A 15,692-nucleotide genomic window follows, 5' to 3' on the forward strand; every position below is an offset into this window, starting at 1 on the left:
ACAAGGGTGTTCTATGGGCGGACTCTGTCCGGCTGCGGCTATGGCCCCGGCCGGACAGCCTCCCGGCGTGGACAGGCCGTCACGGGCGCATTGGAATGGGCCTCTCCCAGCCGCACGACATCTTCGGGGGCCCCATGACCATCGATCCCGCACCGCCGCCGGTCCGGCTGCCCGCCGTCGCGCCGCCGCTCACCGACGGGGTGGTCTGGCTGCGTCCGGTACGGGTCCGCGACGCCGCCGCCGTGGCCCGCGCGGGCGACGATCCGCAGGTGGCCCGCTGGACGCCGTTCCCCTCTCCGTTCACGGAGGCGGACGCCGAGGAGTGGATCGCCTCCCGGTCCGCTCGACAGACGGTGGACTGGGTGGTGACGGACCGCGAGGACGGCGCCGAGGTGCTGGGCTGGGTCGGTCTGCACGACGTCGACGCCGGGCAGCGGCGGGCCGAGCTCGGGATCTGGCTCGCCGCCGGGGCCCGCGGGTCCGGGACCGGGCGGCGGGCCATCGCCCTGCTCACCGAGTGGGGGTTCCGCGAGCTCGGCCTGCTGCGCATCGCGGCGCTGTGCCTGAGCGGCAACGCGGCCGGGCGGCGTGCGATGGCGGCGGCCGGCTTCGTACCCGAAGGGGTGCTGCGCGCGTACGAGGAGGTCAAGGGCGTCCGCTACGACACCGCCATCCTCGGCATGGTCCACCCGGACCTGCGGGACCGCTGACGCCGGACAGGGCCTGGATCCCAGAGAGCGCGGACTCCCAGAGGGCGCGGACTCCTAAAGGGCGCGGACTCCTAGAGGGCGCGGACGAACGCGACCCGGTCGAAGCCGGGTCCGTCGTAGTCGGGCTGGAGGGGACGCCCGTCGAGTTCTTTCGGGCCGGGCTCGGCGGTGAAACCCATGCGCGTGTGGAACCGGTAGGAGTCGGCGTTCGCCGCGGACGTGACCGAACGCACCACGCTGCTGCCGCGGTTGCGGCTCAGCTCGAAGAATTCCCCGTAGAGGCGCCGGCCGAGTCCACGGCGCTGCCACTCGGGAGCGACCCCCACGAAATGAATGTAGCTCTCGTTCGCGACCGACTGGGAGTGGAATCCGATCAGGAATCCCACTATCTCCCCGTTCTCCTCGGCCACAAAACTGCTCGACGTAAAGTGCTGAAAGTACAGCCGGGGCAGCAGAAGGGCGCGCTGCGCACTCCCCGCACTCCCCTCGAACTCACCCCACCAGTGATCGAGGACACGAAGGACCCGCGGGTGGTCGTCGACGACCGGCCGCCTCAACTCTATTCCGCTCAGCATCACTTGCGACATGCCCGGAAGTTACCACAGGGCGGAAAACGGGCCGGAAAGACGGCTCAGGACCGCATTCCAGTTGCGGACATGTCCGCTGACGGACAAGGCCCGGCGCTGTACAGCCCTGACTCCGCACGGAAATATCGGGCCTCGAATTCCCTCGCCATCGAAGGTCTCTGGAGATTCACTATGCTGGGCTCACCGCTGTCCGCGGCAGCCGAGGTCCACGACAGACTGCGCGCGGCAGGAGTCGCCCTCAGCCTGGAGGACGGGGCACTGCGCTACTCGGCTCCGCCCGGAGCGCTCACCGATGACCTCCGCGCCGCCGCCCGAGGCTGCCGTGACGGTCTCGTGGAGCTGCTGCGTTCCCGGCAGGACCGCCCCGCGGACACCTGGCGGTTCACCGCCGATGCGGAGGCGGCCGGGGAGCCCTTCCCGCTGACCGATCTCCAACAGGCCTACCTCGTCGGGGAACAGGACTTCTACGACCATCCGGCCCCCGCCGTCTTCGTCCACGAGTACGGCTTCCCCGCCGGGTCGGCGCCCGACGCCGACGGCCTCGACGCCGCGTTGACCCTGCTGTCACGGGCCCACGGCTCCCTGCGGCTCGCGGTCTCCCCCGACGGGACCCAGCGTGTGCTGCCCGCCCCGGACGGGCCCGTCGTCCCCGTGGTCGACCGCCGGGACCTCTCCGCCCTGTCCGCCGGGGCCGCGGAGAGCGAGCTGCTCGCCCTCCGCGCGCGTCTCGCCGCGGACCTGCCCAGCCATCAGGCGGGCCGCCCGTTCCTGATCCGCCTTGTGACGCTGCCCGACGGCACGGCCAGGCTCCAGATCGCGCTGCGGCTCATCGCCTTCGACGGTGTGACGACCCAGCTCTTCTTCACCGAGCTCGCCCGGTGCTGCACCGACCCCGGCTATGCGCCCCAGGCCGCGGCGCTGTCGTTCCGGGACTACGTGACCGGCCTTCAGGAGCGGCGCGCCACGGACGCCCACCAGGCGGCCCGCCGCTACTGGGAGCGTCGCTCCCGTGAGCTGCCGCCCGCTCCGGCGCTGCCCGCCCGTGCCCACGGCACCGGACGGCCCAAGGACGCCGAGCGCCGGGGCGTCGCCCTCAAGCGACTCAGCACCCGGCTCGACGCGGCAGCCTGGGGGCGCTTCCGCGAGCACGCGGCGGCCTGCGGACTGCCCGCCGGAACCGCGCTCTTCACCCTTTTCGTCGAGGCCCTCCACCGCTGGTCGGACGGGGCCGCCGGAGCGCTCACCGTGCTCGCGTCGCACCGGCCGGGCAACGATCCCGGTCTCCAGCGGGTCTGGGGCAACGCCAGCACCACCGTGCTGGTCGGCTACGGCGCGGCGGAGCCCGGAACCTCCTTCGCGGAGCACTGCCGCAGGTCTCGGGGCGGCCTGTACGCCGACCTGGCCGCGCTCGAGGTCTCCGGGGTCGAGGTGGGCCGCGCCCTCGCCAGCCGTGCCGGGGGAGGGAGCCCGGTTCCCGTCGTGTTCACCAGCGGCCTCGACCTGGTCGACGGCGCGCCCGGCGGCTTTCTGCTCCCGCTGCCCGGAGCCCGCCTCGTGCACAGCTCCATCAGCACGCCGCAGGTGCTGCTCGACCACCAGGTGTACGAGGAGGCGGGCGAGCTGGTCTGCAACGTCGACTACGCCGAGCACGCCTACCCGCCCGGTGTGATCGAGGAGCTGACGGCCTACCACCACGCCCGCCTCCAGGCGCTCGCCGGATCGGAGGACGCCTGGCACGACCGGGGACCGGCGCCGCTCCCCGACGGGCAGCTGCTGACGCGGCGGCGGGCCAACGACACCGCCGTGGAGCTGCCCACGGGGACGCTCCACTCGTTCGTCCTGGAGCACTGCCGTACGGCCCCCGAGACCCCCGCCGTGCACGACGCGGAGGGGACGGCCACGCGCGCCGAGCTCAACCTGGCGTCGGGGCGGCTCGCTCGCCGGCTGGCCGCCGTCCTCGCTCCCGGCCAGGCCGGGTCGCCCGCGCTCGTGGGCGTCCGTGTGCCGCGCGGGCGGGCCCAGTCGACAGCCGTGCTGGCCGTGCTGCGGGCGGGGGGCGCGTATGTGCCGATCGACCCCTCCTGGCCCGCGGCGCGCGTGAGCACCGTACTGCGGCACAGCGGCGCGCGGGCGCTGATCACCGCTGACTGGCCGGACACGGCCCAGGCCGTGCCGGAGGGGGTGGCGGCGATCCCGTACGCCGACGACGCCCCGCACGCCGACGACGCCGACGACGACGACGACGACGTCGACGACGTCCATGACGCCGACCGCACCGGCGGTCCGCTCGACCGCACCGCCTACGTCATCTACACCTCGGGCTCGACGGGCACCCCGAAGGGCGTCGTCATCTCGCACGCCGCCGTCGTCAACACGCTCCGCGACCTCACCGGCCGCTTCGCCCTGACCGCGCGCGACAAGGTGCTGGCCGTCTCCTCGCTCGCCTTCGACCTCTCCGTCTTCGACCAGTTCGCGCTGCTCGGCTGCGGCGGCGCCGTCGTGTGTCCCCCGGAGAGTCCCGTACCCGACCCGGAGGCCTGGGCCGCGTGCGCGCATCGGCATGGGGTGACCGTGTGGAACTCCGTTCCCGCCCTGCTGTCGCTCACCCTGGAGTACCTCGGGGAGCGGGCGCGCGAACTGCTCGCGTCCCTGCGGCTGGTGCTGCTCAGCGGCGACTGGGTGCCGCTCCCGCTCCTCGAACGGCTGGCGGACGTCTGCCCGGACGCCGAGGTGATCGCGATGGGCGGGGCCACCGAGGCGTCCATCTGGTCGAACTGGTTCAAGGCCGCGGAGCAGCCCGCGGACTGGCAGAGCGTCCCCTACGGGACCCCCCTCGCGAACCAGACCATGCACGTCCTGAACCGGGAGCTCGCGGACGCCCCGTCCTGGGTCCCCGGCGACCTCTACATCGGCGGCGCCGGCGTGGCCACGGGCTACCTCAACGACGCCGAGCGCACCGCGGCGTCGTTCTTCCCCCACCCCGTCACGGGCGAGCCGCTCTATCGGACGGGCGACCGGGCCCGGTACCGCGCCGGGGGCGTGCTGGAGTTCCTCGGGCGCGCGGACCATCAGGTCAAGATCAACGGGTACCGCGTCGAACTCGGCGAGATCGAGACCCAGTTGGCCCGTGTCGCGGCGGTGGAGTCCGCCGTCGCCCTGGTCGACACCTCGCGCGGCGAGCCGTTCCTCGCCGCCTTCGTCGTCCGGCCGGGGGACGGCGACGCCCCGGACGCCCGCGCCCGTCCGGCCGTCGCCGCCGCCGACCAGGCGGAGCTGCGGGAGCGGCTCGGTGCGGTGCTGCCCCCGTACATGGTGCCCGCCGCCGTACTGGAGCTCTCCGAGCTGCCGCTCAGCGGCAACGGCAAGGTGGACCGCAAGGTCCTCCTCGCCCTCCTCGCCGAGGCCGCCCCGGTCGACGGTCCGTCGGATCCGGGCTCCGGTGCGCCCGCCGTGGCGGCGGCCACCCCGCTGGAGGAACGGCTTCTCGCTCTGTGGCGGGAGCTGCTCGGACCGGCCGCCAGCGGGGTGGACGACGACTTCTTCGCCCGCGGCGGCAACTCCCTGACGGCGGTGCGGCTGTTCCGCGCCGTCGAGGCCGCCTTCGGCCGTCGGCTGCCGCTGGGTTCGCTGTTCCGCCACCGGACGGTACGGGCCCAGGCGGCGCTGCTGGCTGACACGGCGACCCGGACCGGGGAGAGCGGCCTGCTCACCGTGCTCGGCGGCACCGGCGGCCAGCGGGTCGTGTTCGTCCACCCGGTCGGCGGTGACGTGCTGTGCTACCAGGAGATCGTGGACGCCGTGACGGCCCGCGACGGCGGAGCCGACCGCGCCACCCTGTACGGCGTGCGGGCCTCGGGGCTGCATCCGGGCGAGCCGCTCGCGGGCAGCGTCGACGCCATGGCCGAGCAGTACGCGCGCACCCTCCTGGAGGAGCTGCCGGACGGTCCGCTGCATCTCGTGGGCTGGTCGATGGGCGGGACGATCGCCCTCCACCTGGCCGGGCTGCTGGAACGGGAGGGCCGGGCCGTGTCGTCACTGACCACGGTCGATTCGTTCACCGGACGCGGCGACGGCTTCGCTCCCGGCCTCGCCGCACGCCTCCGCGGCTTCTTCGGCGACCTGACCGGGCGGCCCGTCCCGGCGTCGCGGCTCGCGCCCGAGGCGGAGAGCGCGTCCGAGGCGGAGAGCGCGCCCGAGGCGGAGAGCGCGCCCGAGGCGGAGAGCGCGTCCGAGGCACGGCGGCTGACGGACGCTCATGACACGCTGGTGGCGGCGGGGCTGCTGCGACGCCCGCTGGAGGAAGGGGAGTTGTCCCGTCTCTTCGCGGTGTACCGCAACAACTCCGCACTGCTGGAGCGGCACACGCCGACCGCCTGGCCGGCCACCAGCACCACCAGCGCCCCCGACGCCGGTCGGCCGTCCCCGGCCTGGCTGCTGATCCGCGCCGAGCGCACGGCGCGGGACGCGTTCCCCTCGCTGCTGCCGCTCGACCAGGTGCTGCCGGGCGCCGGGCGGCTCGACGTCCTGGCGGAGGACCACTTCTCCGTCGTACGAGGAGCGGGCGCGGCATACGTCGCCGACCGCATCGCCTCGGTGACCGGGGCCCCCAGGCCCTGTCGTCAAACGACAGGACCCAGCCCGTCCGAACCGACCCTTGACCAGGACCACGCATGAAACTGCTCGCCACCGAGCGCGCGCTGCTCGACCGGGTGCTGCCCGGCTTCGACGCGAAGCTCGCGGACTGGGGTACCGCCGTCGCCGAGGACCCGTCGACCGGGGCGGTCGAGGCCTTCCGGGCCGCCGGGGGCGGAAACCTGCTGATCCCCGCCGCCCTGGGCGGTGCCGGTCTGGGCTGCCGCGACGGCGTCCGGCTGCAGCGGGCCGTCGGCAGCAGGGCCCCGTCCCTGGCCGTCGCCTCGACGATGCACCACTACAAGGTGGCGTGGCTGGCCCACTGCGGGGACCAGTCGGCCGCCGGGCCCGTCCTGCGCCGGATCGCGGCGGAGCGGCATCTCGTCGCCTCCTGCGGCGCGGAGGGGAACATCGGCAAGAGCGTGTTCACGCCCGGCATCGAGGTGACGGCGGCACCGGGCGGCCTGCTGGTCTCCGGGACCAAGCAGCCCTGTTCTCTGACCCGTTCGCTGGGGCTGATGTCGCTGTCGGCGGCCGGTCCGGCCGGCAGCCCGTACCAGGGGCAGCTGCTCATGCTGATGCTTCCCGTCGCCGCGGGGATCGAACGGCGGCCCTTCTGGGGCAGCCGCGTCCTGCGGGCGACGGAGACCGACGCCCTCGTCCTCGACCGGGCGTTCGTCCCCGAGGACATGATCATTCCCGTCGGCGATCCCACGGCCGCGCCATGGCGGTTCACCTCCAACCTGCTCTGGTTCCAGCTGCTGATCACCGCCGCCTACCTCGGCGTCGCCACCGGGCACGTGGAGCGGCTCTGCGCCGGGGAGCGCGGCACACCGGGCGACCGCGTCGCGGCCCTGGCCCCGCTGGAGACGGCCGCGGCGGCCCTCGACGCGCTGGCGTCGGACCTCGACGCCCGCGTCGCCCAGGGCACGGCCCCGGACAGCGGCCCGGACGGCGGCCCGCACGACAACCCAGACGACCCGGACGGCGACGACGCGCTCGGGCGGGCGCTGCTGGTCCGGTACACGGCGCAGCGCGCGATCGCGGAGGCCACCGACCGGGCGCTGGAGCTTGAGGGCGGCATGGCGTTCGGGTCGGGCGGGCCGGGGTCCGAACTGCTGCTGGCCAGCCGCGCGCTGGCCTTTCACCCACCGGCCGACGCGGCCGTGCGCGAGCCCCTGGACCGCTGGCTGCGCGGCGGCGGTCTCACCCTCGTGTGACCGCCCGTCCAAACGCCCGCCCCTCCCCCGCTCCCGCTCCCCCCGTATCTTCCCGACCCTTCGAGGCGCCTCGGCAGGCGCCGCATGAGGAGACCCGATGATCGTCCTCGGCCTTCACTTCGGCCACGACGCCGCCGTCAGTGTTCTGCGCGACGGGGCGATCGCCTCGTACGTGCTGCGCGAGCGGCACACCCGCGTCAAGCACGCGGCGACGCTCGACGCGGCCACGGTCCGCCGCGCCCTCGCCGTCGCCGGTGTCGGCGCCGCCGACGTGGACGCGGTGGCCGTCTGTTCCACCCAGGGCGTCGAGCTGATCGCCGACGATCCTGAGGCGCTGTCGGTGGAGTACGCCACGGCGGACCCCTTCGGCCGCCCCTGCGGCCTCCTGGAGGAGGAGCCGGACGCCGCCTCCCGGCGCGGCGGCGGGGAGTTCCTCGACTTCCTCTACGACGAGGGGCTGGCCGCGACCTGGCTGGGCCGGTCGTACGCCAAGCTGTTCCCCGAGCACACCGGCCTGGAGCGGTCCGCGATCCGTGCCACGCCGTGGATCGACGACTACGTCAGCGATCCGTCCTGGACCGGCGACCGCGGGTTCGCCGCGATCGCGGAGACGCCCGCGGCCCCCCAGGACCGCCTGCGGTACGGCTTCCACCTGCCCGTGCGCGTACGCCTGGACGGCGTCACCCTCTCGGGGTACGCCGTCCACCATCACCTGGCGCACGCGGGGTCCGTGTACTACGCCTCCGGCTTCCGGGAGGCCGCCGTCCTGACGCACGACGGCTACGCGGAGGGCGAGAGCTACCACAGCGGCATGTACTACCTGGGCCGCGGCGAGGCCCTGTACCCGCTCGCCCCGCACCACCTGGGTCTGGGCGGACTGTACGACCGGGTCGGCGCCGCGCTGGGCCTGGGGGTCGTCGGCCCGGCCGGCAAGCTCATGGGGCTTGCCGCCTACGGCCGCCCGCGCTTCTACGCGTCGCGCTTCCTCGGCAACCACCACGACCTGCGGGGACGGCTCCGTACGGACGTGGCGACGGCGTGGCTGCGGCACTGCCGCCGCGAGGCGGAGCGGCTCGGCTACGACCTGGCCCCGTACGGGGATCCCCGGCAGGCCACGGCTCCGGTCAACGCGGACATCGCCGCGAGCACCCAGAAGCTGTTCGAGGAGGTGCGCATGGAAGCCGTCCGCACCCTGCACGCGTCCCTGGGCGCGGCGGGCGTGACCGTCGCCGATCTGTGCCTGTCCGGGGGCACGGCGCTCAACTGCCCGTCCAACAGCCAGGTGGCGCAGGAGGGCCCTTTCCGCCGCGTCTTCGTCGAACCGGCCTGCGACGACGGCGGCATCGCCACCGGCGCGGCCCTCGCCGTGTACCACTCGATCCTCGGACACCCGCGGGCGGAGCCGTCCGGTGACGGACCCGTGTTCCCCTCGCCCTATCTGGGCGCGCCCGCGTCGGCCGACGACGTGGCGGCGGCCGTGCGGGCCGTCGGGGACGCCGTCGTCGTGGAGCGGCTGGCGGACGCCGGGCAGGTCGCGCGGCGCGCGGCGGACGACCTCGCCGCCAACCGCGTGGTGGCCTGGTTCGAGGGCGGCAGCGAGGCGGGCCCGCGCGCGCTGGGCCACCGTTCGATCATGGCCGACCCTCGGGACGCCGGGAACTGGGAGCGGGTGAACAGGATCAAGGACCGTGAGGCGTGGCGTCCGTTCGCGCCGGCGGTGCTCGCCGAGCACGCCGCCGACTGGTTCCGGGACGTGCCGCTGCCCTCCCCGTACATGCTGTTCAACGCGACCGTGCGGCGGGCGGAGGTCCCGGCCGTCACGCACGTGGACGGAACGGCGCGCATCCAGACCGTCGACGCGTCCGCCGGTCTCTACCACGCGGTGATCGCGGCCTTCCACCGCCGTACCGGGGTGCCGGTGGTGATGAACACCTCCTTCAACGGTCCGGGAGAACCGATCGTCGAACTGCCGGAGGAGGCGCTCGCCCTCTTCCTCAAAACCGAGCTGGACGTCCTGTACCTGGACGGCCTGCGCGTCACTCGGGCCTGATCCGACCCTGATCCGACCGGCCGAGAGGAAAACCCATGGACATCACGGACTGCCCGACACCCGCCGCCCGCTGGAGCGGCGACGTGCTCGCGGTGGGCGTCTTCGCCGATGACGCCCCGCTGCTCGACCGGCCGTGGCCGCGCGACCTCGACGCGGCCCTCGACGGGGCGCTGCGGCGGCTGTCGGCGTACGGCTCCTTCGGCGGCGGCGGGGACGAGCTGGTCGTCGGGCCCGGTGCGCCCGGACGGTGCGAGCGGCTCGTGCTGTTCGGCCTGGGCCGCCCCGAAGAGGTGACCCCGCATACCGTGCGGCGGGCCGGTGCGGCCGTGGCCCGGACTCTGACGTCCGGTCCCAACCGGCGGGTCGCGGTCGCGCTGCCGTCCTGGCGGGCCGGTGACCTGGACCTGACCGAGCATCTGGCGGAGGGGCTGAGCCTCGCCGTGCACTGCGGCAGGTGGAACGTCCTCAAGGACCGGTTCCGCGCGGACTACGGGTCCGACCTGCCGCGGGAGCCGGAGACCGTCGAGCTGCTCGGCAGCGGGGCCGCCGGCGCGGTGCTCCGCGCCGCGGAGGCCTTCACGGACGCCGTCGTCCGGGCGCGTGAGTACGTCGCCGCGCCCGCCAACGTCATCACCCCGGCCCGGCTGGCGGACGAGGCGTCGGCGCTGGCCGCGCACGAGGGGTTCGACGTCGAGGTGTGGGACGCGGGCGAGGCGCGGGAGCGGGGTCTGACCGGTTTCGCCGCCGCCGTCGCGGGCAGTGCCGACCCGGCCCGCCTCATCCGGCTCCGCTACCGGCCCGACGTCTGCGAGCTGCCCCCGGTCGCTGTGATCGGTCTCGGCCTCACATACGACGACCGGGGGGTGGCGCGCTCCGGCGGCGCCGTCGAGGGCGCGAAGAAGTACATGGCGGGGGCCGGGGCCGTGCTCGGCGCCGCGGCGGCGCTCGCCACGCTCGGCGGACGCCGTGAGACGCATCTGATCCTGCCGGTCACGGCCAAGGCGGCGGGGCCGGGCGCGCTGCGCGTGGGAGACCTCGTCACGACCGCGTCCGGTGCGACGGTGGAGGTGAACCACGAGGACGGGCACGGGCGGCTGATGCTGGCGGACGCCCTGCATCTGGCGGCCGGTCTCGGCGCGCGGTCCGCCGTCAGCGTCTCCGCGCTCGGGCTGCCGGTCGCCGCCGCGCTCGGCCCCAAGGCGGCGGGCCTGTGGAGCACCGACGACGCGCTCGCCGCGCGGCTGACCGACGCGGGCCGGGCGGCGGGCGAACTGCTCTGGCCGCTGCCCTTGGTGGAGGAGTACGGGGACGAGCTGTGGGCCCCGTTCGCCAACAGCAGGGTCGCCGGTCCGCGCGCCGGGGACGGCGCCACGGCCGCGGCCTTCCTCCAGCGGTTCGCACCCCCTTCCTGGGCGCATATGGAGATCACCGAGCCCGCCTGGTCCCCGCGGATCGACGGCTACTACAACGCCGGCGCCACGGGCTTCGGCGCCGGAACCCTCGCCCGCTGGCTGTGCGGGCGCTGACCGCCGTCCGTCCCCGTCCCCCGTCCCTGGAGCCGCCGTGTACGTACCCGACCTGTACCGCGCCGAGGAGCTGGCGCTCCATCACGAGGTGATCGAGCGCTATCCGTTCGGGATGCTGGCAGCCGTGGTGGACGGCCGCGTCCACGGCACGCATATCCCGTTCGTCCTCGACAAGGGGCCCGAGCACGGGCCGAACGGGAGGCTGCGAGGCCATCTCGCCCGAGCGAACCCGGTGGTCACGGCGCTCCACGCCGGCGAGGAGCTGATGGTCGCCTTCGTCGGCCCGCACTCCTACATCTGCCCGGACGACTACGCCTCCGAGCCGCACTTCCCCACCTGGAACTACGCGGCCGTGCACGCGTACGGCCGGCCTCGGGTGATGACGGGGGACGAGGAGCTGCGGCAGCTGGAGGACCTGATCGCGAACGAGGAGGCGCGGTTCCTGCCGAAGGAGCCCTGGGTCCTGGACCGGGCTCCCCGTGAGCTCGTGGAGAGTTTCCGGAGCAGGATCGTCGCCTTCGAGCTGCCCGTGGACCGGCTGGACGGGATCGTGAAGTTCGGCCAGAACAAGCGGCCCGAGGACATCAGGGCCCAGATCTCCTCGTTCCGCGCCCGCGCCGCCGACGCGGCGGCATCGGCGTCCGCTGTCGCGGACCGTATGGAGTCCCACAACACCGAGAAACTGGCACGCCAGTCCCCGATCAGAAAGGCGCAGTGAAGCCATGCCCGGAGCTATTGATTCCGCTGATCCCGCTGATTCCGCTGTCTCTCGTACTCCCGAGGACATTCGGGAGATCCGGGAGAGGCTGTCGGCTATATGGCGGGATCTTTTCGGAGAGCCCGATATGCGCATCCGTGAGGACGACGACTTCTTCGCGCTGGGCGCCTCTTCGCTGCTGGCCATGAGAATGGCGGGGGCCGTGTCCGCCGCGTTCCAGGTCGAGGTCGGCATCGTCGCCGTGGCCGAGAACTCCACCCTCGCGGGGCTGGCCGGACATATCGCGGGCCTGGCCGCGGAGAGCGGTGCATGCGAGGAGGGCGAGCTGTGACCCGGTCCCGGCGGCCCCGGAGACGGGGCCGCCGGGACCGCGCGGCGGTCCGGTCAGGTGGTGTAACCGGAGTTGAGGTCGACGTACCCTTCGGTCAGGTCGCAGCCGTAGACGGTGAACTCGCCGTCGGCGATGCCGAGATCGACGCGGATGACGACCTCGTCCCCGGAGAGGTACGCGCGGGCGCGCTCCAGCATGGCGTCGTCCGGCTCCTCGGGGAACATCTCCAGGTCGCCGTAGTGGATCCGCGTCCGGGCCGGATCGATGTCGAGGTCGTCGTCGAGTTTGCCGACGGCCATCGCCACCCGCCCCCAGTTCGGGTCCGCGCCGTGCACGGAGGTCTTGACCAGCGGGGAGTTCACCACCGCCTTGCCCGCCCGCTTGGCCTGGTCCGTGTCGCGGGCGCCGGTGACCCGCACCTCAAGCAGCTTGGCGGCGCCCTCGCCGTCCGAGGCGATGTTCCGGACCAGCGACAGCGCGGCCTGGTACAGCACTTCCTCGAACTCGGCCTCGTCCACCGGGCCCGCCAGGCCGTTGGCGAACACGGCCGCGGTGTCGCTGGTCGAGGTGTCGGTGTCGATGCTGAGCGCGTTGAACGTCTTGTCCATCACGCGCCGGAAGACGGCGTCGAGCCGGTCCGCTTCGAGCTGGGCGTCGGTGAAGAAGAAGGTCAGCAGCGTCGCCATGTTGGGCTCGATCATGCCGACGCCCTTCGCGATGCCCACGACCACCGCGTCGCCGCAGCGCAGATGGACGGACTTGGCGCGGGTGTCGGTGGTCATGATGGCGGCGGCGGCCGCCTCGAAGTCGGCGGCGGGCAACGGCGTCGGCGCCTTGGCGATGCCCTCGCGCAGGCTCTCGATGGGGTAGGGGCGCCCGATCACCCCGGTCGAGCCGATCACCAGCTCCTCGGGCCGGACTCCGGCCTTCTCGGCGGCGAGCCTGCGCACCTCCTCCGCGTGCGCGGCGCCGACCTTGCCGGTCGCCACATTGGCGTTACGGGAGACGACGACCATGCCGCGGCTCTGGTGCCGGGCGGTGTCCTCGCGGCTCAGGACCACGCTGGGACCGGCGAAGCGCGACTTGGTGAAGACCGCCGCGGACACGGCCGGGACTTCCGACACCACCACCGCGAAGTCGTGCGCGCTGTCCTTCAGTCCCATGTTGGCGGTGTACGAGCGGAATCCCCGCGGTACTGCCAGATCCATTATCGATCGCCTTCCCTCATATTTTCGACACGCACTCTCAACGCTGCATTAAAATGCCGTTTACAGCATACTTACATCCACGGAACGGCGGAGAACCGCGCGGGCTCAGAGGTTGTCGAGCCAGCCCCGAGCCATGGCCCGAGCGCCCGCCTGGAAACGGCTGTCGGCTTCGAGCCGGTCCATCACGTCGGTCATCAGCCGGCGCAGGGTACGGGAGGACACCCCGAGGCATCGCGCGATCGCCTCGTCCTTGTGCCCCTCGGCCAGCATCCGCACCAGGGCCCGCTCCCGCTCGTCGAGTTCGGACGCGGCCGCGCCGGAACCCTCCCGAGACCCCCGGTTCACCGACTCGCCGATCGGCGGCACCACGGCGCCGTGCACCCAGCAGTGCTCGAAGATCCGGAGGAGGACGTGGACGAGCTCCGGGCCCTTGAACTCCAGCGCGGCGAACCGGCCCTCGCGCGGGAGGGTGGAGGCGTATCCGAGCACGCCGTCCACCACGATCAGCCGCAGCGGCAGGACGGAGGCAACCCGCACCTCGGCCCCCGCTTCCTGCAGGTTCATCAGATGGGCCCGCCCGTAGGGGATGCGCACCATGCAGTCGAGGTGGATCGAGCGCATCGCCACACCGCGCTCGAGCACCTGCTGGTTCCGCTCCATGCTGTCCGTGAGCATGGCAGCCGAGAGCGGAGCGCCCGGATGCATGCTGAGGACCTCCTTGCGGGCCCGTGCGGCCGCGCCCTCCAGGGCGGAGATGACCTCGGCCTCGTTCTCCAGGAGGGTCACGCCGAAGGCGCCCCGGCCGGTCGCCTGAATGGCCATCAGGTTCTCGCTCAGCGCCGCGAGGACGGCCCGCCCTTCGTGCAGTTCCGCCAGTCGCCGCTGGAGCGACTCCTCCTCCCGCTCAAGCACCCGAGCGAGGGCGACCTCGGGCGGTGCGGGCGCCGACTGCGCGGAGTCCGACCGGACCAGCCCGCTGTCCGCCAGGAAGTCCATCGCGGAACTGAGCGCCTGCGGCTCCGCCCGGAGGTGCTCCTGGGCGTCCCGCAGGGTCGAACCGGGCGCGGCGACCAGAAAACGGAACAGATCCCGGACGGCGTCATCCCTCACGTTCCTCACTCAACACACTCCCCCACTAGCGCCACCCCTGACAGGGAGATCCTGCGTGATGCATATCTATGCATGCAAGCTCATACGAGGATCTTCGGTGAACGCCGCCCACTCCCCGGATTCTTCAGGGTCGCGGACCGGTTCCCACTCGATCCTCCATCGTCTCGGCATTCGAGACAGGAATGTCCATGTCCGCTTCCAGTCATGTCCTCTCACGGACACCGGCCGCCCTTGTACCGCCGTCCGCCGCCTGACCATGCTGGGGACGACCGCCGGGGGGCACGAAGACCGCCTCCGGCCGGATTTCATCCTTCCTGAGGGAGTCGATACACGTGAGTGCTGCACGTCATATGTCCGCGGGCGTCTCTTCGGGCTGGGCCCGCATGTGCCGGAACTCGGCCACGCTCGTGGCCGCGAGCGTGGCCGCGGCGGGACTGGTGGCGGGGTCGGCCGCACTCCCGTCGGACGACGCCCGTACCGCGCTCAGTCTTCAGCAGGCTCAACTCGTCGTGGCGGAATACGACTTGGCCTGGGGCTGACCGGCGCTCACCCGCACGACATTCCGATCTGCCCAGGGAGGGCTGCCACGTGTCACCGATCAGTACGCCGACGGCGAGCATGAAATGCGAAGTGCTGGCCGACGGGGTCGCCCTCGTCGAGTTCTCGCACGCGCACGAACAGAATCCGTTCAGCAGGGCGCGGATGCGTGAACTCACCGAGCTGATACTGGACCTGGACGCCGACGACGCCGTGGGCTGCGTGGTCCTGTACGGCGGCCCGGACCGTTCCTTCGGCGCCGGAGGCGACTTCAACGAGGTGTCGGAGTTCCACGGCGGCGATGAGGTCGACGCCTGGATCGACGACATCACCGCGCTGTACAGCACGGTCGCCGGCATCTCCAAGCCCGTCGTGGCCGCCATCGACGGATACGCGATCGGTGTCGGGCTGCAGATCGCCCTCTGCTGCGACCTGCGGATCGGCAGCCGCTCGGCCAAGCTCGTGATGCCGGAGTTCCGGGTCGGCGTCGCCTGCAACTTCGGCGGCTACATGCTGGAGACGGTGGTCGGCCGCGGCGTCATGCAGGACATGCTCTACACCTGCGAGGAGTGGCCGGCCGAGCGGGCCCTCGCCGACCGGCTGCTGCACGAGGTGACCGGCCCCGAGGAGCTGCTGGACCGGGCGCTCGACCGGGCGCGCCGCATCGCCGCCTACACCGCGGCCGCCGTCCAGTCGACCCGGCCTCGGGTGAACGGCCCCTTCGTCCGCGGTCTGCAGCAGGTGCGCGAGGAGGGCAAGCGGTCCCACCGTACGGCCTTCTCCGCGGGAGAGGCGCAGCAGCGGATGCGGCGGATCATCGGAAAGGCCTGACCACCGCGCCGGTGGTACGACGACGCCGGTGGCGGACGACGGTATCGTCGTCCGCCACCGGCGTACGCCCGTTAGGCCCGATCTCCCCGGACCAGGTGCCCGAGGACGAGCGCCTTCCATGCGCGGAGCCGGGTCAACGGGGTCAACCGGGTCCGCGGGGACGGGCGTCGGACGGAAGGAGCGGGGTCGGCCCGGCCCCCGTCGGGGGTGGATCCGCTCCTGGTGATCAGTC

Annotated in this window: 12 protein-coding genes; 9 read left to right on the forward strand and 3 right to left on the reverse strand. The window is 73.0% G+C overall.

Annotation, left to right across the window (positions count from 1 at the left end; all coding sequences use genetic code 11):
- Positions 1-134 precede the first annotated feature (134 nt).
- Positions 135-710 (forward strand): GNAT family N-acetyltransferase, encoded by a 576-nt coding sequence (locus ACX6XY_RS05840; RefSeq protein ID WP_460327122.1) that lies wholly within the window; start codon positions 135-137, stop codon positions 708-710.
- Positions 711-781: 71 nt separating this feature from the next.
- On the opposite strand, the gene ACX6XY_RS05845 is transcribed toward ACX6XY_RS05840, so the two are convergent.
- Positions 782-1,297 carry a GNAT family N-acetyltransferase gene (locus ACX6XY_RS05845; RefSeq protein WP_460327124.1) on the reverse strand — a complete coding sequence of 172 codons (516 nt, stop codon included), beginning with the start codon at positions 1,295-1,297 and terminating at the stop codon, positions 782-784.
- Between the two features lie 171 nt (positions 1,298-1,468).
- Between ACX6XY_RS05845 and ACX6XY_RS05850 the strand changes: the two genes are divergently transcribed.
- From ACX6XY_RS05850 to ACX6XY_RS05875, 6 genes are all read left to right on the forward strand, one after another.
- Entirely contained in the window at positions 1,469-5,971 is a 4,503-nt protein-coding gene (locus ACX6XY_RS05850; protein ID WP_460327126.1) for a non-ribosomal peptide synthetase, read from the forward strand.
- Positions 5,968-7,149, forward strand: coding sequence for a hypothetical protein (locus ACX6XY_RS05855; RefSeq protein ID WP_460327128.1), 1,182 nt, complete (start codon positions 5,968-5,970; stop codon positions 7,147-7,149). The genes ACX6XY_RS05850 and ACX6XY_RS05855 overlap by 4 nt, the downstream gene beginning before the upstream one ends.
- Before the next feature lie 97 nt (positions 7,150-7,246).
- On the forward strand, positions 7,247-9,199 hold the full coding sequence (locus ACX6XY_RS05860) for a carbamoyltransferase C-terminal domain-containing protein (RefSeq protein WP_460327129.1): 1,953 nt from the start codon (positions 7,247-7,249) through the stop codon (positions 9,197-9,199).
- 35 nt (positions 9,200-9,234) lie between these two features.
- Positions 9,235-10,725, forward strand: a complete 1,491-nt coding sequence (locus ACX6XY_RS05865) for a leucyl aminopeptidase family protein (protein ID WP_460327131.1) — start codon at positions 9,235-9,237, stop codon at positions 10,723-10,725.
- Between the two features lie 37 nt (positions 10,726-10,762).
- Positions 10,763-11,443 (forward strand): FMN-binding negative transcriptional regulator, encoded by a 681-nt coding sequence (locus ACX6XY_RS05870; protein WP_460327133.1) that lies wholly within the window; start codon positions 10,763-10,765, stop codon positions 11,441-11,443.
- Positions 11,444-11,447: 4 nt separating this feature from the next.
- On the forward strand, positions 11,448-11,774 hold the full coding sequence (locus tag ACX6XY_RS05875; RefSeq protein ID WP_460327135.1) for a phosphopantetheine-binding protein: 327 nt from the start codon (positions 11,448-11,450) through the stop codon (positions 11,772-11,774).
- 53 nt (positions 11,775-11,827) lie between these two features.
- Here ACX6XY_RS05875 and argJ read toward each other — a convergent pair whose 3' ends face one another.
- Both argJ and ACX6XY_RS05885 read right to left on the reverse strand, forming a co-directional pair.
- On the reverse strand, positions 11,828-12,982 hold the full coding sequence (gene argJ, locus ACX6XY_RS05880) for a bifunctional glutamate N-acetyltransferase/amino-acid acetyltransferase ArgJ (RefSeq protein ID WP_460327137.1): 1,155 nt from the start codon (positions 12,980-12,982) through the stop codon (positions 11,828-11,830).
- Between the two features lie 105 nt (positions 12,983-13,087).
- Positions 13,088-14,092: a helix-turn-helix transcriptional regulator gene (locus ACX6XY_RS05885; protein ID WP_460327139.1), complete on the reverse strand. Its 1,005-nt coding sequence runs from the start codon at positions 14,090-14,092 to the stop codon at positions 13,088-13,090.
- A 332-nt stretch (positions 14,093-14,424) separates the two neighbouring features.
- On the opposite strand from ACX6XY_RS05885, the gene ACX6XY_RS05890 reads away from it, so the two are divergent.
- Positions 14,425-14,631, forward strand: a complete 207-nt coding sequence (locus tag ACX6XY_RS05890; protein WP_460327141.1) for a hypothetical protein — start codon at positions 14,425-14,427, stop codon at positions 14,629-14,631.
- Positions 14,632-14,680: 49 nt separating this feature from the next.
- A complete protein-coding gene (locus ACX6XY_RS05895) occupies positions 14,681-15,460 on the forward strand; it encodes an enoyl-CoA hydratase/isomerase family protein (RefSeq protein ID WP_460327143.1) in 780 nt (259 codons plus the stop codon).
- The last annotated feature ends 232 nt before the right edge of the window (positions 15,461-15,692 follow it).

The sequence above is a fragment of the Streptomyces sp. O3 genome, assembly GCF_054788135.1.